17 protein-coding genes are annotated in these 18,539 nt (G+C 60.4%); 10 read left to right on the forward strand and 7 right to left on the reverse strand.

All coding sequences use genetic code 11. The features are described from left to right. Positions 1 to 44: 44 nt before the first annotated feature. Together NQ050_RS06520 and NQ050_RS06525 are read right to left on the reverse strand one after the other, a co-directional pair. On the reverse strand, positions 45 to 1,958 hold the full coding sequence (locus tag NQ050_RS06520; protein WP_257038496.1) for a BCCT family transporter: 1,914 nt from the start codon (positions 1,956 to 1,958) through the stop codon (positions 45 to 47). Positions 1,959 to 2,050: 92 nt separating this feature from the next. Then, entirely contained in the window at positions 2,051 to 2,554 is a 504-nt protein-coding gene (locus NQ050_RS06525) for a hypothetical protein (RefSeq protein WP_257038497.1), read from the reverse strand. A 99-nt stretch (positions 2,555 to 2,653) separates the two neighbouring features. Between NQ050_RS06525 and NQ050_RS06530 the strand changes: the two genes are divergently transcribed. Genes NQ050_RS06530 through NQ050_RS06545 form a run of 4 tightly spaced genes read left to right on the forward strand, consistent with a single transcriptional unit; the run spans position 2,654 to position 7,585 of the window. Then, complete coding sequence (locus NQ050_RS06530) at positions 2,654 to 4,201, forward strand: ABC transporter substrate-binding protein (RefSeq protein ID WP_257038499.1); 1,548 nt, start codon at positions 2,654 to 2,656, stop codon at positions 4,199 to 4,201. Further along, positions 4,201 to 5,247, forward strand: a complete 1,047-nt coding sequence (locus tag NQ050_RS06535; RefSeq protein WP_373456438.1) for an ABC transporter permease — start codon at positions 4,201 to 4,203, stop codon at positions 5,245 to 5,247. Before NQ050_RS06530 ends, NQ050_RS06535 begins: the two co-directional genes overlap by 1 nt. Then, positions 5,244 to 6,101, forward strand: coding sequence for an ABC transporter permease (locus NQ050_RS06540; RefSeq protein ID WP_257038500.1), 858 nt, complete (start codon positions 5,244 to 5,246; stop codon positions 6,099 to 6,101). The genes NQ050_RS06535 and NQ050_RS06540 overlap by 4 nt, the downstream gene beginning before the upstream one ends. After that, the gene (locus NQ050_RS06545) at positions 6,098 to 7,585 is read left to right on the forward strand and encodes an ABC transporter ATP-binding protein (RefSeq protein WP_257038501.1); all 1,488 of its coding nucleotides are present in this window, start codon (positions 6,098 to 6,100) and stop codon (positions 7,583 to 7,585) included. Before NQ050_RS06540 ends, NQ050_RS06545 begins: the two co-directional genes overlap by 4 nt. Here NQ050_RS06545 and NQ050_RS06550 read toward each other — a convergent pair. Then, positions 7,582 to 8,490 carry a bile acid:sodium symporter family protein gene (locus tag NQ050_RS06550; RefSeq protein WP_373456471.1) on the reverse strand — a complete coding sequence of 303 codons (909 nt, stop codon included), beginning with the start codon at positions 8,488 to 8,490 and terminating at the stop codon, positions 7,582 to 7,584. The two genes, NQ050_RS06545 and NQ050_RS06550, sit on opposite strands and share 4 nt — an antisense overlap. Positions 8,491 to 8,824: 334 nt before the next feature. Then, the gene (locus tag NQ050_RS06555) at positions 8,825 to 10,150 is read right to left on the reverse strand and encodes an alpha/beta hydrolase (RefSeq protein ID WP_257038503.1); all 1,326 of its coding nucleotides are present in this window, start codon (positions 10,148 to 10,150) and stop codon (positions 8,825 to 8,827) included. Between the two features lie 171 nt (positions 10,151 to 10,321). Between NQ050_RS06555 and NQ050_RS06560 the strand changes: the two genes are divergently transcribed. The 4 genes from NQ050_RS06560 to NQ050_RS06575 all read left to right on the forward strand — a co-directional run bounded on the left by NQ050_RS06560 (position 10,322) and on the right by NQ050_RS06575 (position 14,218). Beyond that, positions 10,322 to 11,452 (forward strand): ATP-binding protein, encoded by a 1,131-nt coding sequence (locus tag NQ050_RS06560; protein WP_257038505.1) that lies wholly within the window; start codon positions 10,322 to 10,324, stop codon positions 11,450 to 11,452. A 229-nt stretch (positions 11,453 to 11,681) separates the two neighbouring features. Beyond that, positions 11,682 to 12,404, forward strand: a complete 723-nt coding sequence (locus tag NQ050_RS06565; RefSeq protein WP_257038506.1) for a YggS family pyridoxal phosphate-dependent enzyme — start codon at positions 11,682 to 11,684, stop codon at positions 12,402 to 12,404. 9 nt (positions 12,405 to 12,413) lie between these two features. Continuing rightward, positions 12,414 to 13,352, forward strand: a complete 939-nt coding sequence (locus NQ050_RS06570) for an AEC family transporter (protein WP_257038507.1) — start codon at positions 12,414 to 12,416, stop codon at positions 13,350 to 13,352. A gap of 128 nt (positions 13,353 to 13,480) precedes the next feature. Continuing rightward, on the forward strand, positions 13,481 to 14,218 hold the full coding sequence (locus tag NQ050_RS06575; RefSeq protein ID WP_257038509.1) for a DUF2786 domain-containing protein: 738 nt from the start codon (positions 13,481 to 13,483) through the stop codon (positions 14,216 to 14,218). Between the two features lie 29 nt (positions 14,219 to 14,247). Here the strand turns inward: NQ050_RS06575 and lepA are convergent, their stop codons facing one another. After that, entirely contained in the window at positions 14,248 to 16,095 is a 1,848-nt protein-coding gene (lepA, locus tag NQ050_RS06580; protein WP_257038510.1) for a translation elongation factor 4, read from the reverse strand. A 207-nt stretch (positions 16,096 to 16,302) separates the two neighbouring features. Here lepA and NQ050_RS06585 point away from each other — a divergent pair, with 207 nt between their 5' ends. Both NQ050_RS06585 and rpsT read left to right on the forward strand, forming a co-directional pair. Then, positions 16,303 to 16,887: a type II toxin-antitoxin system PemK/MazF family toxin gene (locus NQ050_RS06585; protein WP_257038512.1), complete on the forward strand. Its 585-nt coding sequence runs from the start codon at positions 16,303 to 16,305 to the stop codon at positions 16,885 to 16,887. A 257-nt stretch (positions 16,888 to 17,144) separates the two neighbouring features. Continuing rightward, positions 17,145 to 17,408 (forward strand): 30S ribosomal protein S20, encoded by a 264-nt coding sequence (gene rpsT, locus NQ050_RS06590; RefSeq protein ID WP_257038514.1) that lies wholly within the window; start codon positions 17,145 to 17,147, stop codon positions 17,406 to 17,408. A gap of 78 nt (positions 17,409 to 17,486) precedes the next feature. Here rpsT and NQ050_RS06595 read toward each other — a convergent pair whose 3' ends face one another. Beyond that, positions 17,487 to 18,137: a LysE family translocator gene (locus tag NQ050_RS06595; protein ID WP_257038515.1), complete on the reverse strand. Its 651-nt coding sequence runs from the start codon at positions 18,135 to 18,137 to the stop codon at positions 17,487 to 17,489. A 5-nt stretch (positions 18,138 to 18,142) separates the two neighbouring features. After that, entirely contained in the window at positions 18,143 to 18,538 is a 396-nt protein-coding gene (locus NQ050_RS06600; protein WP_373456440.1) for an ankyrin repeat domain-containing protein, read from the reverse strand. Position 18,539 lies beyond the last annotated feature (1 nt).

Here is an 18,539-nt window from a genome sequence, read left to right on the forward strand (position 1 = left end):
CCTGTAGACCCCCTCCCCCGCCTGCCCGCGGGGAACGAGGGGGTCTACAGGTCCTCGCGGGATTTCGGCGAGGACTGCTCCACGATCTTCACCTGTCCTTGGCTGAGGCCTCCGAGGTCTACCTCTTCTGGATCCACCACGTCGCCGGCAACGCCGAGGTCGCCTTCGATCACCACGTTGCCGGGGATCACGATGTTGCCATCTTCGTCCTGTTCGAGGGCAACCACTGGGAGCTCATTGCCTTCTTCGTCATACCCCGGCGCAGGAAGCGCCTCATGGGCTTCCAGCTTTTCTGCGGTGTCCGTTTTCTCCCAACGGCGAGTTTCCACGCGGCGCTGCGCCGCGGAGTCGTCGGTCATGCCTTTCACAAGGGAATACATCATGACGAGTTGGGTGAGGAAGAACGGGAAGGCAACAATGATCACCACTTCCTGCAACGTGGCAATTCCCGTTTCAGGGCTGAGCACCAGCAGCGAACCGGCCACGGCGCCGATGGCCACGGTCCACAGGATGCGGTACCAGGTAGGGGTGAGTTCCTCCTCGCCGGTGGCGAACATGTCCGTGACCATGCCAGCGGAGTCCATGGACGTCACAAAGAACACCACCACCACGATCAGCGCCAGGATGGACATTGGCATCGTGAAGGGGTACTCCTCAAAGAAGCCAAACAGTGCGAAGGGGACGTCGCCCTGCTCAACCACCGGAATGGAAAGGCGCCCTGGGTTTTCCAGCTCAATTTCCAAGCCTGCGCGGCCGAAGATCGCGAACCACACCACGGTGAAAATCGTGGGCAGCGCCAACACGCCACCGATGTATTCGCGAACTGTGCGCCCTCGGGAAATGCGGGCCACGAACATGCCAACATATGGCGACCAGCAGATGGACCACGCCCAGTAGAACACGGTCCACTTGCCCTGCCAGCCAGGGTTGTTGCCAAAGGAATCAGTCCAGAACATGATCTCCGGCAGACGCTCAGCGTAAAGCCCAAAGGATTCCGCCACGAAGCGCAGCAAGGTCAGCGTAGGTCCGGCGATCACCACGAACAGCATCACCAACACGGCTAAGGCGATGTTGATGTTGGAAAGAATCTTGATGCCACGGTCCAAACCGGATGCCACGGAGAACCCCGCGATCACGGTAATGACCAGGAGAATCACCAACTGTGCCCAACTCACCTCAGGCACGCCGAAGAGGCGGTTCAGACCAGCGTTGATCTGCAGCACGCCCAGGCCCACGGACACGGCGATGCCGAACACGGTGCCGATGATGGAGAGGACGTCGATCAACTTGCCAGGGGTGGAGTACACCTTCGAGCCGAGCACAGGGGCAAACACCGAGCTCACACGCGGCGGCAACTTGCGCTTGTAAATGAAGTAGCCGAGCGCCAGACCGGGCAGGGACATGATTGCCCACATGTGGATGCCAAAGTGGTAGAAGGTGAACGCGAAGGCCTCGCGCATCGCCTCCTGGCTCATCGGCTCGGTGTCTTGCATCGGCGGGTTCACCGCATGGTTCAGCGGCTCCGCCACACCCCAGAACATGAGCACCGCACCGATGCCGCCGGCGAACAGCATGCAGAACCAGGCGATGAGGGAGTGCTCGGGGTCATCGTCGTCATCACCCAAGCGCAGCCGGCCGTACCGAGACACGAATATGGCCAGCAAGAAAATGAAGGTCACCGAAACGCCGGCGATGTAGAGCCAACCTGTGTAGCGCAGCAAACCGCCGGCAATGCTGGTGAAGGCATCACGCGCCGTCGATCCCAAAATCGACGTAATCACCACGAAAGCCACGATGAACCCCAGCGAGGCCAAGAATATAAAGGGGTCCGACTGAATCCCGAACAGCGCCTTCTTGCGCCCTTGAGGTTCCTCTTCGATCAGCACCCTCCCGCCCGCGGGGCTGCTGGTTTCCGAATTCTTTTCGCTTTGTTGATCCGAGCTACTCGGGGAAGACATAAATCCAATTCCAGATAGGGAACAAAAACCCAAAGAATTTTAGCGGAGTCAACCTAAAAGTGCCCACTTCTGGAACACTCAGCACTCAGTTCCTAGGCTTTGGTGATCCCAATCTTGTCCACCCTGATCCCGGGATGCTTGACGACGAGCGCCTGCGCCACCTCATAGGGACGCGGCACTGCGCCCTGCGGAAACTCCACGGTGTACGGGGCAAGGCCCGTGCGCTCCCCCAACGCATGCTCGGGCAACAGGCGCATGTACGAGCGGCCGTGCTCCGAATATAGGTGAAGCTCCCGCAGTTGCTCAGTGGGAAAGCGCACGCCAGAGTGCAGGATGCGCACGTGTTCATCGATCTTCAGCACCGGCTTACGGCGTTTGATAGTCAGCACTATCCATGAGATCACCGCAATGGCAATGCCAACCAAAGGGAGCACACCTGCAAAGGTAAACAAGGTGTCCAGCACGCCGCCGTTGCCGCTTCGCGCGGCAAGAAACATCCATGCGAGCGGCGCCATGACAACAATAAATGCGATGCACAAAACAGTGGCTTTGGACCGCGCAATTGCTGCCGGCGAGGTGCGAACTTCAATGCTCATAACACCTTGGGATCCTACCTCACCCAAAGTGCACGATAAGCATTAGCCTGCGGTTGTGGAAGGGTTGGCATCCCGGGGCAAAACAACTACATTGTGTGCATGTTGCATTCAAAACGGCTTGCCACCAAGGTTGCTTTGGCGGCGTCGATGGCCGGAACCCTGACCGCCTGCCAGGCGGGCTACACGGCCTCCCAGACCGTTGATACTGTAGCTGCCGCGGACGTGATCACCCTGGGATTGTCCGCCGCCCCCGCCTCCCTGGACTTCACCACCACGTCCGGCGCCGCGATTCCTCAGGCCCTCATGGGCAATGTGTACGAGGGGTTGGTGCGCATTGATCAAGACGGCGAAATCCAGCCGCTCCTTGCCACAAGCTGGGACATCTCCCCAGACGGCAGGAGATACACCTTCCACCTGCGCCAGGGCGTGACCTTCTCCAACGGTGATGCTTTCAACGCGGACACCGCGAAGTTCTCCATCGAGCGGGTGCTGAGCGACGCGTGGACCAACGGCCTGAAGAAGGGCATGGCCAACGTGGTTGCTGTGGAAGCGGTGGATACCTACACCCTGCAGGTGGACTTAGCAGAACGATCGAACTCTTGGCTGTGGCGCATGGGCACGCTTATAGGTGCAATGATGACCCCAAACGGGGTAGACAACCTGGCCACCACCCCCGTGGGCACTGGCCCCTACGAGGTGGACGCCTGGGCCGTGGGCACTTCCCTCTCCCTCAACGCGAGGGAGGACTATTGGGGTGAAGCACCAGCCAACCAACGCGCAGTCCTGCGCTACTTTGGCGACCAAGTTGCCCTGGCCAATGCGGTGCGCGTGGGTGACATTGACGCCGCCATCGACGTACAGGCCCCCGAGCTCCTGGACGGCCTGAGCCAAGTGGACACCCTCGAGGTGGCCGTTGGCACCACCAACGGCGAGGTGATCTTGTCCATGAACAACACCCGCGCCCCATTCAATGACCTCCGGGTGCGCCAGGCTGTGATGTACGGCGTGGACCGCCAAGCAATCATGGCTACCACCTGGGAAGGCTACGGGACTGACACCGGCGGCGCACCAGTCTCCCCAACCGACCCCTGGTTTGATCCCCAAGTGGCACAGAACGCCGAGTACCCCTTTGACCCGGCGCGCGCCCGCGCCCTCATGGAGGAAGCCGGCGCGGTGGGCACCCCGATCACCATCTCCGTGCCTTCACGTACCTATGCAACCACTGCGTCTGAGTTGTTGTACTCCCAATTGCGCGACATCGGTTTTGAAGTCCAACTGGAAACAGTGGAGTTCCCCGCGGTGTGGATTGCCAAGGTGCTGACGCAAAAGGACTATGACATGTCCATCGTGGCCCATGTGGAGGCGCGGGACGTCGGCACGCTTTTTGGCACCCCGGATTATTACCTCGGTTTCCAGGACGCCACCGCCCAAGAACTGTTGGCACAGGCAGATTCGGTTGCGCCGGAGCAATATGTGCCCACCATGCAGCAGGCGGTAGGCCGGATTGTGGAGCAGGCGGGTGCGAACACGTTGTACAACCTGCCAAACGTGGTAATCGTGCACAAGGGAGTTCGCGGGGTGCCCACCAATTTAGTGGCCGACGGCATGCGACTCGCGGAGATCACCAAGCGGGAGGTAAACCCCTAATGGCGAGCAGGATCATACAAATTGTGGCGAAGTACGCCCTCACGCTGCTCGTTGCGAGCATCGCGGTGTTCGTGCTGCTGCGCATCGCTCCTGGCAACCCGGCGGAGATCGCTTTGGGCGTAAGCGCCACCCCTGAGGGTGTTGCTGAACTCAGCGCGCAGATGGGCCTAGACCGGCCGCTGTGGGAGCAGTACTTCACCTGGATTGGAGGGCTGCTCACGGGTAACTTTGGGGTGTCCATTACCTCTGGCACCGATATTTCGCCGATCGTGTGGGACCGGCTGCAGGTAAGCCTCATCCTTGTGAGCAGTTCGATCCTGTTTGCTCTGCTCCTGGCGGTGCCGCTGGGGCTGTGGGCTGCGAAGCGCGGATCGGCGTGGATTATGGCGCTCAGCCAAGTGGGCATCGCGGTGCCCAGCTTCCTTGCCGCCATTTTGCTGGTGGCGGTGTTCGCGGTGCGCCTCGGGTGGCTGCCGCCGAACGGGTGGGCGGTGCCCACACAGGACTTCAGTGGGTTTCTCGCGCGCCTGATCCTGCCGGTGGTGAGCCTCGGCATCGTGCAGGCGGCGATCATGACCCGCTACGTTGCCTCCGCCATCCAGGATGTGCTGCATCAAGACTTCATGCGCACCGCCCGCGCGATGGGGCAAACAAGCTGGGGAGCAATTTTGAGCCATGGGCTGCGAAACGCCGCCCTGCCAGTGCTCACAGTGACTGGGCTGCAGTTGACCTCGCTGCTCATTGGCGCCGTGGTGATAGAGCGAGTGTTTGTACTACCTGGGCTGGGCACCATGCTGCTCAATGCGGTTTCCGCGCGCGACCTGCCCACCGTGCAGACCATCACCATGGTGTTGGTGGGGTTCACCATCCTCATGAACGCATTGGTGGACTTTGCCTACCTGGTGGTAGACCCGCGCACGCGTGCGCAGGCAGCAGGCTCGCGGGCTGGCTCGCGGCCAGGTTCGCGGGCTGCAGAAGGGGCAGCACCCAAGGCTGCTGCCGGTGAAAGTGAAGCACCGGGCTCACAGGTGGAGGCACGCGCATGAAGCACACACGAACACAACTGAAGGCACTCGGCGCAGGAGGAATGATCGGCCTGGCCATTATCGTGCTGGTGATCGCCACGGCGCTCATCTCCCTGGTCTGGACTCCTTTTGATCCGCTGCACGCCATCCCTACCGAACGCCTCCAGGGCCCGAGCGTTGCACACTGGCTGGGTACGGACCGCTTTGGACGCGACGTGGCCTCGCAAATCATGGTGGGTTCCCGCATCTCCCTGCTGGTGGGCGTGGTCGCGGTGGCGGTGGCTGCCCTCGTCGGCGTGCCCCTTGGCATCGCGGCGGGAATGCGCCGCGGCGTCTTGGAGACCGTCATCATGCGAGGCGCGGACATCCTCCTTGCGTTCCCCGCACTCCTGCTGGCCATTGTGGCAACAGCGGCTTTCGGCGCCACCACCACTACAGCGATGGTGGCAATCGGCGTGGCCAACATTCCCAGCTTCGCGCGCGTTGCCAGGGCCTCCACCTTGCAAATCATGAGCCAAGATTTCATCGCCGCTGCCCGCGATGCCGGGCACTCGAGCTGGCACATCGCCTGGCACCACGTGCTGCCCAACTGCCGCAACTTCATCATTGTGCAAGCCTCCGTGGCCTTTGCCCTGGCCATACTCGCTGAAGCAGCCCTGAGCTTCCTCGGCCTAGGCACCCCACCACCAGACCCTTCCTGGGGCAGGATGCTGCAATCCGCGCAGGCCTCGCTGGCAAGCGCACCGGGGCTCGCACTGTGGCCGGGCTTGGCAATTGCGCTGACGGTGCTGGGCTTCAACCTCTTTGGCGATGCCCTGCGCAAAGTCAGCGATCCACAGACCGCCAAGCAGACTCCAGAGAGGACGCCCAAATGACCAGCAGCACACTTCGCGTAGAACATTTGCGCATCCCCGACATTCTGGATGACGTCTCACTCCACATCAACGCTGGCGAGCGGGTGGGTCTGATCGGCGAGTCCGGCTCTGGCAAAACCATGACCGCGCTGTCCATTCTGCGCCTGGTGGATTCTACAGGCGAGATCCGCCTACATGAACAGGATTTGCGCGCGCTCAGTGAACGCGGCATGTGTGAGGTACGCGGCAAGAAGATCGCGATGGTCTTCCAGGAGCCGATGAGCGCCCTCGATCCTCTCATGAGGGTGGAGCGGCAGATCGCCAAAGCGCTCACGGTCCATGGTGTGCCGCGCAATGCAGCAAAGGCCCGCGTTCCAGAAATGCTCGAGCAGGTGGGGCTCACCCCGGCGCACGGTAGGCGCTTTCCCCATGAGCTCTCCGGTGGACAGCGGCAACGGGTACTCATTGCGATGGCCCTTGCCCACGAACCCGACCTGTTGATCTGCGACGAACCCACCACCGCCCTGGACGTCACCAGCCAGCGCGCCATCGTGGAACTCATTTTGGCCCAGGTTCAATCCCGCGCCACTGCCTTGCTATTCATCACGCATGACCTCGGACTCGTGGCGCACACGTGCCAGCGCATTGTGGTGCTGCAAGAAGGCAAGATTGTGGAATCCGGTGACACCACGAGCATCCTTGCCGCTCCTGCTCACCCGTACACGCAGCGCCTGCTAGAGGCGTCGGAACTGCCGCATGCCCGCCTGCACACCCCGAGCCCTGAGGTGCTGGTGGAGGTGGACGCTGTATCCAAGGTGTATCCGCATCGTTTCCGCGCCCCCACCCGCGCCGTGGATTCGCTGAGTCTGAAGGTGACGCGCGGCGAGCGTCTGGGCATCGTGGGTGGGTCCGGCAGCGGCAAAACCACGCTGCTCAAGATGATCGCTGGGCTGGAAACGCCCACTTCAGGGCGCGTTTCTGTAGCCGCCACCACGCGCATGGTGTTCCAAGACCCCAGGGGCTCACTGGATCCACGTATGAACGTGCGCTCTATCCTCCAAGAAGGCGCGGGGCCGAAGGCGGGGCAGCTTAGCGACGCGCGCCTGGCGCAGGCACTGCACGAGGTGGGGCTGGCGGAAGACATGCTCGAACGCTTCCCACACGAGTTTTCCGGTGGTCAGCGCCAGCGCATTTCCATCGCGCGCGCATTGCTGGGAAACCCCGACGTGCTACTGGCCGATGAGCCGGTAAGTGCGCTGGATGTGTCCGTGCGCAAGAAGGTGCTTTCCCTCATGGACAAACTCGTGGCGGAACATGGGCTGACCATGATTTTTGTGTCCCATGATCTGCATGTGGTGCGTTCGGTGTGCAGCACCGTGGCCGTGATGAACCAGGGTCAAATAGTGGAATACGGGCCCTGCGAGGAGATTTTCACCAACCCGCAAAGCCCGTACACCCGCAGCCTGATTGAGGCCGTGCCGAGGGTTCCTGAAGTCAGGCGTTAAGCCGTGTGTGCGGCCTTCTCCCCCACCGCCACCTGCGGTGCTGCTGTCAGACGAGGGCCGCGCTCATCCATCTTGCGGCAAATGGCAACGTAAACCGCACCTGAAATATTGTGAATCACCGCTGCCACCGCACCTGGCAGGGCGGCTTCAGGGCTGAAGAACTTGGCCGCCATGCCGGAGGAAAGGCCTGCCGACTGCGTGCCCACCTCCACCGCAAGAGTGCGCTTTGCGGCGGTGGACTGACCGGTGAGCTTGCCTGTGAGATAGCCCAGGGCGTATCCGCCCACGTTGTGCAGGATCACGGCAACGAACACGATCATTCCCACGGTAGCCAGGCGCTCTGCGTTGTTGGCAACCGCACCGAACACCACGCCGCCAATGCCCAAGATGGAAATCCATGGCAGCACGGGCAGGATGCGCTCGATGAAGCTGTTGGCGATGAAGCGAATTGCCAAGCCGCCGATCACGGGCAGCAGCACGGTTTGGCACAGCGTCCAGGCCATACCCCAACCATTGACCTCAGTGCGGGTGTCAGCCAGTGCCAGCATGAGCAGCGGAGTCATGATCGGGGAGATGAGGGTGGAGACAGAAGTCATGGCAACAGAAAGAGCAACATCACCACGGCACAGGAAGGCAATCACGTTTGAGGAGGTGCCGCCAGGCACAGAACCGAGCATCAGCAGACCCACCGCCAACGCGGGGTTGAGCCCCAGCAGTTTGGCCACAACCACGGCGAGCAGCGGCATGATCACGAACTGCGCCACCACACCGATGAGGATTGGGATTGGGCGCTTTGCAACCGCCTTAAAGTCCGGGATGGTCAAGGTCAGGCCCATGCCGAACATGATGATCATCAGGAAGTACGTGATGTACTGGCTCAACGGCTGGAACGGCGCTGGGAACATGAACGCAATTGCGGAGCCGATAATGATGAACGCTGGGAAACCCAGCACTTCAAAAAGACTGTTCTTCGTGCTGGCTTGCTGGTGCTCTTGCCCTGTTCCGGTGCCTGTTCCGGTCCCTGCTGATTGTGGGGGAAGGCCACTTCCCGCGGTGTGCTGAGACACGTCTTGGGTGCCCTTTCGTGATTAGATTTCCTCTCCAACGGGGCGCCCTTGCAATGCTGGTGTGGGTGGCCAGGTATGCAAGGCGGATGGCGTTGGTGAGGTCTACATCTCAACCGCGCGGATTGTGCGCTGCAGCACACCATCCAACACGGCTCGCCCCACCTCGGTCAAATCAGTGATCCTCAATGAGGGTATGCAGCTCAGTGAAGATCCCGGCGCCGTCATGCCGGATGCCATCGTGTTGGAACTTGTTAGTCACATGTGGGCGCAGGTCAAGGTAGGTTTGGGCGGTCTGCATGGAGTACTCGAAGGGCACAAAGATGTCATCCAAATACACCGCCGCGGCGGCAGTCACGGGGGCAGACGCCAAGGTTTCCGTGTGGTACGGAGACTGCTCCCACTCGCGGTGCGCGAGCTGTTCGGCGGCATCCGCAAACACCTGCAATGCGGGGTCTTCTTCGAATTGCCATGGGAAGATGTGCTCACCGGTAAAGAAGAAGGGCTCCGCCGTGCGCGGATCAAGTTGCTCCTCGAATCCGGGGATTTCCTCGCGGATGCGCTGCGCCGCCCACTCAGTGGCGGCCTGGCCAGCTACACCGCCATAAATCGACTCATGAATCACTGCATACAGCGGCCCGCCAGCGAAACTGAGTTCCGCGCTGACTTGACTAAGGAAGTCACCCTTGAGGCGCTTTTCGCCCGCGACGGTATGGAATGGCTCCTCCAACAGGTAAGCCAGGTGCGCAAATCCCTCACCTCGGCCAAGACCGATCCCCAGGGTGCGCAAGCGGCGCGCGCTCAGCCGCTCCCCGCTGGCCAGGCGCTCGTCGGAAAGCTCCAGGTGATGGCAGATCTCACGCAGGCGCTCCTGCGCCCAGGGGAACTGCTGATAGAAGTCCAGGTTGCGTTTGCGCAGCTTGGCAAAGGTGGTGCGGTACACCTCGTCTACCGACGCTTCCAGCGCCGGCAGTCCCCCAGTGAGGTAGGCGCGCTCCACGGATTCAGGGTGCCGAGAAAGGTAGGAGGTGATGCAGAAGCCGCCGAAAGACTGACCCAGCAGACTCCACTTTTCCAGGCCTAAGGCCTTACGAAGAGCTTCGGCGTCCTCCACAATGTGCTCCTGACGCAGGAGGTGCAGGTGCTGGAAGTGGGCGGAGGCGTTGGTGGCGTCGATGCGGTTGGAGCGGCCGGTGCCTCGCTGGTCCAGCAAAATCACCCTGTAATGCTGCAGCGCCGCGCCGATAATGCCGCTTGCCCCGAAGGGCCGCGGCGCGGGGAACCCGGGGCCGCCTTGGAGGTACACAACCGCGGGAAGATCCTCGCCCCCCTTGGGAACGAGCTCACGGGCGTAGAGCGTAAACGTGTCTTGCGCTGCGGGCTCGTTGGAGTTGGGGGTGTTGGGTGTGCTGAAGTGATCCCAGGGGACCTCCAGGAAATGCTCGCGGATGGTCATGCCGAACTGGCGTGAAGTTTCAGTGCGAAGTCGGGTGGCGTTCATAGCGAACAGTGTAGTCAGTGGGTGTGACGTGGACACCTTAGCCACCGTAGCCACCGCGGCCAGGGTGGGCACCGTGGTCAGCGTGGGCGTGGAAGTTGGGGTTCTAAAGATTCTCGGCGTTCTCAAAAATCTCAAAAATCTCGAAAGTCTCGAGCAGGCTACACTGAGTCTATGACTGTGCAATTGAGGAATCCTTTCCGCCCAACCTTTGGCATCGCTCCCCTGTACTGGGTGGGCCGCGCTGATGTACTGGAGAATTTCCGGACTGCGCTTGAAATTGGACCAGGTGCTTTTGGGCGAAGCATGCTCATCAGTGGCAACCGCGGTATTGGAAAAACTGCGCTCCTGAACGAGCTAGAGGATATTGCTGAGCAGCAGGGATGGGTAGTACTGCGGACGTCGGGAAGAAATAGTTTCATCAAGGAACTTGTAGAAACCACGATCCCCAAGACGATCGCCGACCTTGATCCACCGAAGCAGCGCCGTCTTTCCAGCGTGGGACTGAGCTCTGTGGGATCTGTTGGTTTCGATGTCTCCCAGGCGGAAACGTACAAACCCAGCCTTAATACCCGATTGCGCGACCTGCTGGCGCTGCTTACTGAAGCAGGTGTGCTCATCACCGTCGACGAGGTGCAAGACGCCAACCCTACAGAACTCACCGAGCTCGCGGTGGCATTCCAGGACTTGCTGCGCGACGAGCAGGAAATCGCCCTGGTAATGACGGGCCTTCCACAAGGAATTGAAAAGCTCTTGCAACTGCCAGGAACCACGTTCATGAGGCGTGCGCAGCGTTTTAGCCTAGGTGAATTTTCGCCCAAAAATGCAGCAGAAGGGTTCCGGGCCACTGCGTTTGACTCGGGGATAACATTCAGCCCAGAGGCTGTGGACATGGGAGTGCGAATTTCTAAGGGATATCCATTCCTGGTGCAGCTTGTTGGGGCACTGGCCTGGAATCAAGCACACAGAAGAGGAGCAGTTGAGGTATCCGCAGCCGACGTTGCAGCAGTGGAACGCACCACCGTGAGCAATATGGGTACGCAAGTCCACGGCCCGGCCCTAAGAAACATTTCACCAGCACAGCGCCAATTCCTGGACGCGATGGCCAAACATGACCACGATGCCGTTCCAATTTCCACAATCGCGGCAACTGTAGGCAAACGCCCGCAGGGAGTTTCGGACACCAGGGAAAAACTCATTGCCGCTGATCTCATTGAAAGTGCCGGCACCGGACTGGTCAGGTTCACCCTCCCCTACCTGAGGGAATATCTCAACAACACAGACACCCTGGGGAGGGTTGACTAGCTTCGCCTGGAATACCGGCATGCACGGTGCGCTTGAGCCGCTTACTGCATGGGGAGCTTGGGGCTAAGGGCTTGGGTTTAGGGGCTTGGGTTCTTGTTTTCTCAAAAATCTCAAAAATCTCGAAATTCTCGAAAGTCTCAACCGCCCTGGCTACCCCAACCATCCCGACCGCCCCGGCTGCCCCGATGCCCAGACCGTGCTCGCTTTGCGGAGCGGTAGAATGTCCACCATGTTGGCTGAAGAACTCACCCGTACATACGCACAGAACTACCAGGCCGTGTTGGAGCATATCGCCGAAGCCGCCGAACGGGCGGGGCGTGATCCCCAAGAAGTGCGCCTGATTGCGGTGAGTAAAACGCACCCCATTGAGCAGGTCCGAGCAGCCGTGGCGGCGGGGATCACCATCTTGGGTGAGAACAAACCCCAAGAGCTCGCGGAAAAAGCCCAAGCCATCCGCGATGCGCAGGTGCACTGGTGCGCCATCGGACATCTGCAGCGCAACAAAGCCCGCGAAATTGCGCAGTATGCACACGAGTTCCACGCCCTCGATTCCCTCAAGGTTGCCGAAGCCCTCCAACGCCGCCTCGACGGCTTTGACCGCACCTTGGATGTATTCATTCAGGTAAACACCTCACTTGAGGAGCAAAAGGGTGGGATCGCCGCAGGTGAGCTCGGGCAATTTTTGGAAGCCCTCGCGCCCTTCGACCGCCTCAACGTGCGTGGCCTGATGACCATGGCCGCCGCATCTACGGACCCTGCTGTAGTCCGCCCTGCCTTCCAAGCCCTGCGTGAACTGCGTGATTCCACCCTGCCCGGCGCGGAACTCTCCATGGGGATGTCCGGTGATTACCAATGGGCTGTTGAGGAAGGAGCCACAAGCGTGCGCGTCGGCTCCGCAATCTTTGGAGCGCGCAACTACCCAAACTCACCTTCCGCACACGAACCTAAGTAGGCTGCCCCTGTGATCGGTGTCCTTCACGGCTTTGCCATCATTTTCTTCATCATTGCGGTGGGCTACGCACTGGCGCGCACGCAGGTGATTAAGGCGAGTGAGCGCCTGGTCCTCAACCGCGTGTCCTTTTACGCAGCAACACCGGCACTCGTGTTTACGGTAGTTGCGCAATCTCGCCCTGAGGAGCTATTTTCCCCGGTCATCGCGGTGACCACCCTTGCCTCCCTGGTGACGGTGGTCATTTTCGTAGCCGCTTCCCGAGCGTGGTTTCCCGCCGACCGCGCCTCAACCGTCTTCGGTGCAGCCGCCTCCAGCTATGTGAACTCCAACAACATTGGGCTTCCCGTGGGAATCTATGTACTAGGCTCCGCGGCCTATGTTGCCCCGCTGCTCGTGGTGCAAATGGTGGTGCTCACCCCGCTCATCCTGGCACTCAGCCAAGAGCCCGCACAGTCCAAAGCCGGGCGTTCCCAAGCGCTACAAATGCTCGCCACCATCGGCAAGTCAATCGTGAACCCAATCGTGCTGGGTTCCTTCGCGGGCTTTGCCGTGTGCATCACCCAGGCGCAGGTGCCGAGCATCATCATGGAACCAATTACATTGCTGGGCGGCGCCTCGATCCCTGTGATTCTGATGTCCTTCGGTGCTTCATTGCACGCAGCGTCGCCGCTTTCCGACGCAGCCCAGCGCACCGCAGCACTCACCGCTACCTGGCTGAAAACGGCAGGCATGCCGCTGGTTGCGTTCCTCATTGGCTGGCTGTTTGAGCTCTCCGGCGCAGAGTTGTATGCAGCAGTAATCCTCTCTGCGCTGCCCACGGCACAAAACATCTACAACTATGCTGCCACCTATCAGCGCGGCGAGGTGGTTGCCCGCGACTCCATCCTGCTGACCACCTTCCTCGCGCTGCCCGCCATGCTGGTGATCGCTTTGGTGTTTGGGGCGTAGGAAGACACTTTTCCACAGGTCCGAGGAACGTCACGGGTGGGCTGTGGAAAGAAAAAGGGGCGTGTCCGACCCCCTTGCTACACTGCGGGCTGTGCACAAAAAGTGCACGTCAAAGCCTATACAGGGGGATGAAAATGCATATCGCAGACATCAAAGAAAAAGTTGCGAAGCTGCTACGCCAGGCGGCCGACCAGGAGGGGACACCAGAAGGTGCGGTGTTTCAGGAAAAGGCCTTTGAACTCATGGCCAAATACGGCGTAGAAGTAAGCCAACTAGAGGAAGAACAACCAAGGGGTGCCCAGGCGCACCACCAATATCTGTACGGCGCCTACACAGACTTGCAGTGCCGGCTGCTCGCGGTGATCGCCATGAGTTTGCACTGCGTGGTGGTGTGCCACACCATGGCTGGAAAGCAACGGATCAACGTGGTGAGCGTGTTCGGACTGCCGCAGCATCTTTTCCGCGTACAAACACTGTTTGAGCTGCTCAACCCAACCATGCTCACCGGTGCCCAGGAATACCGCAGGCACCGGGACTTCCCGAACGGTGGCTACACGCGCAGAGCAAAGCGCTCCTGGATGATCGGGTTCACCCACACCATCGGCACCCGGCTACAGGCGATCGAGCACGCCTACACAGAGCACTTTGCCCGCGGAGGTCGCTCCGGGGAGCTAGTGCTGCAAAGCGATCTTGAGCAGGCCCAACAAGCTGCCCACGAGTGTTTCCCGGAGAGTTACGTTGCCCCAAATAAGGGCGTGGACATGGTGGATTCCCACGCCTTCCGGCATGGGAAAGAAACCGGGGACCGTCAAGACCTTGGGCAGCAGCGGGTGCCGCCGCGGCAATTCGCGCTCGAAGGCCGCTAGAGGCGGAAAGGGGCCGGTGGCGGAAGAGGCTAATCTTCGTCGGTGGAAAGCGCTGCCACAAAGGCCTCCTGAGGTACGGAAACCGAACCCAAGGACTTCATGCGCTTCTTGCCTTCCTTCTGCTTTTCCAGCAGCTTGCGCTTACGGGAGATGTCGCCGCCATAGCACTTTGCCAGCACGTCCTTGCGCATCGCCCGGATGTTTTCGCGGGCAATGACCTTGGAACCAATGGCCGCCTGGATGGGGACCTCAAACTGCTGGCGTGGGATCAGTTCCTTGAGCTTCTTGGTCATCTTGTTGCCGTACCACTGCGCGGAATCGCGGTGGACGATCGCAGAGAAGGCATCCACGGGGTCGCCGTTGAGTAGGATGTCCACCTTCACCAGGTTGGCCTCCTGCTCCCCGGCCTCCTCATAGTTCAAGGAGGCGTAACCCTTGGTGCGGGACTTCAGGGCATCAAAGAAGTCAAAGATGATCTCGCCGAGCGGCATGGTGTAGCGCAGCTCCACGCGGTCCTCGGAGAGGTAGTCCATGCCGCCCATCTGGCCGCGCTTGGATTGGCACAGCTCCATGGTGGTGCCCACGAACTCCGAAGGGACGATGATGGTGGTTTTCACCACCGGCTCCCACACCTCTCGCAGCTTGCCGCCAGGCCAGTCCGAAGGGTTGTGCACATGGGTTTCGGAGCCGTCCTCGGCAACCACGCGGTAACTCACCGAAGGTGCGGTGGAGATGAGGTCAAGATCGAACTCGCGCTCCAAACGGTCGCGGGTGATTTCCATGTGCAGCAGGCCCAAGAAGCCACAGCGGAAACCGAAGCCCAAAGCCACGGAGGTCTCAGGTTCGTAGGTGAGGGATGCGTCATTGAGCTGGAGTTTTTCCAGGGCATCGCGCAAGTCTGGGAAGTCGGCCTGGGAAATTGGGAACAAGCCGGAGTACACCATGGGCTTTGGTTCCTCGTAGCCCTGCAGCGGCTCCTCGGCGCCTTTGGTGGCCCAGGTGACGGTATCGCCCACCTTGGACTGGCGTACGTCCTTCACGCCGGTGATCAGGTAGCCCACCTCACCGGGGCCCAGGCCATCGCACTTTTTCGGCGTTGGTGAAACAATGCCGATTTCCAGTAGCTCGTGCACCGCGCCGGAGCTCATCATCTTGATCTTTTGGCGTGGGGTGAGCTTGCCGTCAATCATGCGGATGTAGGTCACAACACCGCGGTAGGTGTCATACACCGAGTCAAAAATCATCGCGCGTGCCGGCGCCTCCATGGGCTGCTCTGTGGTGGGGGCGGGAACCAGCTCGGCAACCTTGTCCAACAGGGCCTCTACGCCCTCACCAGTTTTGCCGGACACCCGCAGCACATCCTCCGGCTCGCAGCCAATGATGTGGGCGATCTCCAGGGAATACTTCTCCGGGTCGGCGGCAGGCAGATCAATCTTGTTGAGCACGGGAATGATCTCAAGATCGTTTTCCATTGCCAGGTACAGGTTGGCCAGGGTTTGCGCCTCAATGCCCTGCGCGGCGTCCACCAGCAGGATTGCGCCCTCACAGGCTTCTAGTGCCCGGGAAACTTCATAGGTGAAGTCCACGTGGCCTGGGGTGTCGATCATCTGCATCACGATCTGTTCACCCTTAAAAGGCCCGGAACGGGGCACCCACGGCAAGCGCACATTTTGCGCCTTAATGGTGATGCCGCGCTCACGCTCGATGTCCATGTTGTCCAGGTATTGGTCACGCATATCACGCGCGTCCACCACGTTTGACAACTGCAAGATCCTGTCCGCCAGGGTGGACTTGCCGTGGTCAATGTGCGCAATGATGCAGAAATTGCGGATCTTGGAGGGATCCGTGAACGTCTTTTCCGCAAACTTCTCTGACAATGAACTTCCTTTACACCTGCTATACGTCTCCCCCACCATATCCCATGCCACATTGCAGAATTGAACCAACGCATCTCCACTGCCCACGCCCAGGGCACGCATTTTCAATTCATTTTCATTTCCTGAGGCAATTTTTAGGGCTAGAATCGAGGGATATTTCCACAGTTGAAGGTAGATCAGGATCCTCCCCTCCTTTAGGACGAATCCATGGGCACACACACCAACCGGTTGCACCTCACTCGCCGCCGCAGCAAAACGGACGCCAGCGGCATGGACAAGCTGCGCAATTTCTTCCGCAAGCACGAGGAAACCTCCGCCACCATTGGGCTTGATCGCATCAGCGAACGCCTGGGGCTCAGCAACCCCTCCGAAGACGCCGCCCGCGCCCTGGAAAACGCCTGCATCGTCTGCGATGCCCAAACCCTTTCCCGCGACATCGTCTATGCCCCAGACATGGACGGCAAAGTGGACCCCGGCGAGGTGGTGTGGTTCTGGGCGCCCATCGACTCCCGCACGAAGGAACTCACCGAGCGCGCCATGGTAGTGATTGGCCGCACCGGCGAGCACGTATTGGGCCTTGTCACCAGCACCGACCCCGACCACGGGGAGGAATACAATTGGATCGACATCGGCGCCGGCCCCTGGGACGGGGAGGGTCGCCAGTCCTGGGTTCGCGTGGACCGCGTAGTGCAGGTCCCTGAGTACTCCATCCGCCGCGAAGGCGCGGTACTCCCCCAGCACCGCTTCGAGCGAATCGCTAACCGCCTGCGCACAGACTTCGGCTGGCTCTAGCACCTCCCCAAGCACTACCGACGCAGCCAAGGTGCCAGTTGCTCAGGTTACTTCGCGGCTCCACCGCTACTTGGTGTTTCAGGTGCTGCTCTGGTAGTGTTTTCCAAGCAACATTTGCAGTTGTTCCAAGCATCAAGCGTGTGCAGCCACGCGGGCAGGACCTTGGGCCCGTGGGTGCACGCCTTTTGTTTTGCAAAAGGTGCTTGTTGGGGAGCCATCCCTGCTGGGCAACACCAATATCACAAGAGGTATTTTTCATGGCAAACATCAAGTCTCAGAAGAAGCGCATTCTCACCAACGAGAAGGCTCGTCAGCGTAACCAGGCAGTTCGTTCTGCAGTTCGCACCGAGATCCGCAAGTTCCGCGAGGCTGTTGAGGCCGGCGACAAAGCCGCTGCTGAAACCCAGCTCCGCGTTGCTTCCCGCGCTCTGGACAAGGCTGTGACCAAGGGCGTGTTCCACCGCAACAACGCGGCGAACAAGAAGTCCCGCATGGCAACCGCTTTCAACAAGCTCGGCTAACACCCACGCTGGTTGCTGAAAACTCCACCGGATTCCCCTCATGGGAAACGGTGGAGTTTTTGTTTTCCCTGATGTGCGCTAGTGCAGCTCCGCGATACCGTTGAGTACCAGCGCCACGCCCGCAATGCAGAAGAACACGCCGGCTATGAGATCCAGCCAAGGGCCAAATGCCATGAACCTGCGGCGCAACACATTTGTACTTATCAGCAGAGCGATGAGCGAGAAGCCTGCGAATGCCGACGCACAAATGGCCGCCACCACCAGCAGCGCCACCGCAATGCTCGGTTCCGGCGGCATCAAGGGGGCAATGATTGCGGCGAAGTACAGCACCACCTTGGGGTTGGACAAGTTGGTAAACAGCCCCTGGCGGTAGCATGCCCACGCCGTGCCGAAGATCTCAGAGATCTGCGCCTCGCTGGCAACGGGGATACCCATCGCAAACTGGACCCGCGCGCTGCGCAGCATCCCAATGCCCATCCACACAATCCACGCGCCACCTACTATTTGCACCCAGCCCAAAATGTCCGGGTATGCAGTCAGCAATGTAGCAGCGCCGAACACGGTGAGTGACACCCAAACCACCAGGCCGGTTGCAATCCCCGCCGCCGCGGCGAGGCCACGGATCCGGGAGCGGGTAGCCAGACGCGTGATGAGGAAGATATCAGGGCCGGGGGTGAGCATTCCGGCGAGGTTGAGCAGCAAAATGGTGCCGAGCTGATGCAACCCCATTGCCGCTACGCGCTGAGGTCCGAGATGTCTACGCCGAACAACGCCGCAGTGTCCCGCGCGGTTGGGTGCCCTGCATCCAGGTCCGCACCGGCTTGGACGAGGATACGGGCGATCTCCAATTCTTTCTTAAACAGCACGCCGGCTATTGGGGTTTGACCTCGGTCGTTGACCCGGTTGACGTCGGCACCGCGCTCGATGAGTGCACGCACAGCGGGCTCGTTGCCGTTGTATGCAGCAAGCATGAGCAAGGTGTTGCCGTCTTGGTTGGTGAGGTTGACGTCAACGCCGGCGTCGATGTAACTGGCGAGTTCTTCGGCCGCCTGTGGGTCGCGGGACAGCGCGAAAATTTTGGTTACTAAGGCTTGTACGTCTTCGGGGAGTTCGTTCGTCACCTGAATTATT

The sequence above is a fragment of the Corynebacterium sp. 122RC1 genome (genome assembly GCF_024580955.1).
Taxonomy (GTDB): Bacteria; Actinomycetota; Actinomycetes; order Mycobacteriales; family Mycobacteriaceae; genus Corynebacterium; species Corynebacterium kozikiae.

Bases quoted from the DNA above. Each gene is read 5' to 3' on its own strand.
- NQ050_RS06560 (WP_257038505.1), top strand. From the start codon at position 10,322: ATGACTGTGCAATTGAGGAATCCTTTCCGCCCAACCTTTGGCATCGCT.
- NQ050_RS06565 (WP_257038506.1), top strand. From the start codon at position 11,682: ATGTTGGCTGAAGAACTCACCCGTACATACGCACAGAACTACCAGGCC.
- NQ050_RS06520 (WP_257038496.1), bottom strand. From the start codon at position 1,958: ATGTCTTCCCCGAGTAGCTCGGATCAACAAAGCGAAAAGAATTCGGAA.
- NQ050_RS06575 (WP_257038509.1), top strand. From the start codon at position 13,481: ATGAAAATGCATATCGCAGACATCAAAGAAAAAGTTGCGAAGCTGCTA.
- rpsT (WP_257038514.1), top strand. From the start codon at position 17,145: ATGGCAAACATCAAGTCTCAGAAGAAGCGCATTCTCACCAACGAGAAG.
- NQ050_RS06545 (WP_257038501.1), top strand. From the start codon at position 6,098: ATGACCAGCAGCACACTTCGCGTAGAACATTTGCGCATCCCCGACATT.
- NQ050_RS06535 (WP_373456438.1), top strand. From the start codon at position 4,201: ATGGCGAGCAGGATCATACAAATTGTGGCGAAGTACGCCCTCACGCTG.
- NQ050_RS06595 (WP_257038515.1), bottom strand. From the start codon at position 18,137: ATGGGGTTGCATCAGCTCGGCACCATTTTGCTGCTCAACCTCGCCGGA.
- NQ050_RS06525 (WP_257038497.1), bottom strand. From the start codon at position 2,554: ATGAGCATTGAAGTTCGCACCTCGCCGGCAGCAATTGCGCGGTCCAAA.
- NQ050_RS06555 (WP_257038503.1), bottom strand. From the start codon at position 10,150: ATGAACGCCACCCGACTTCGCACTGAAACTTCACGCCAGTTCGGCATG.
- NQ050_RS06550 (WP_373456471.1), bottom strand. From the start codon at position 8,490: ATGTTCCCAGCGCCGTTCCAGCCGTTGAGCCAGTACATCACGTACTTC.
- NQ050_RS06540 (WP_257038500.1), top strand. From the start codon at position 5,244: ATGAAGCACACACGAACACAACTGAAGGCACTCGGCGCAGGAGGAATG.
- NQ050_RS06530 (WP_257038499.1), top strand. From the start codon at position 2,654: ATGTTGCATTCAAAACGGCTTGCCACCAAGGTTGCTTTGGCGGCGTCG.
- NQ050_RS06585 (WP_257038512.1), top strand. From the start codon at position 16,303: ATGGGCACACACACCAACCGGTTGCACCTCACTCGCCGCCGCAGCAAA.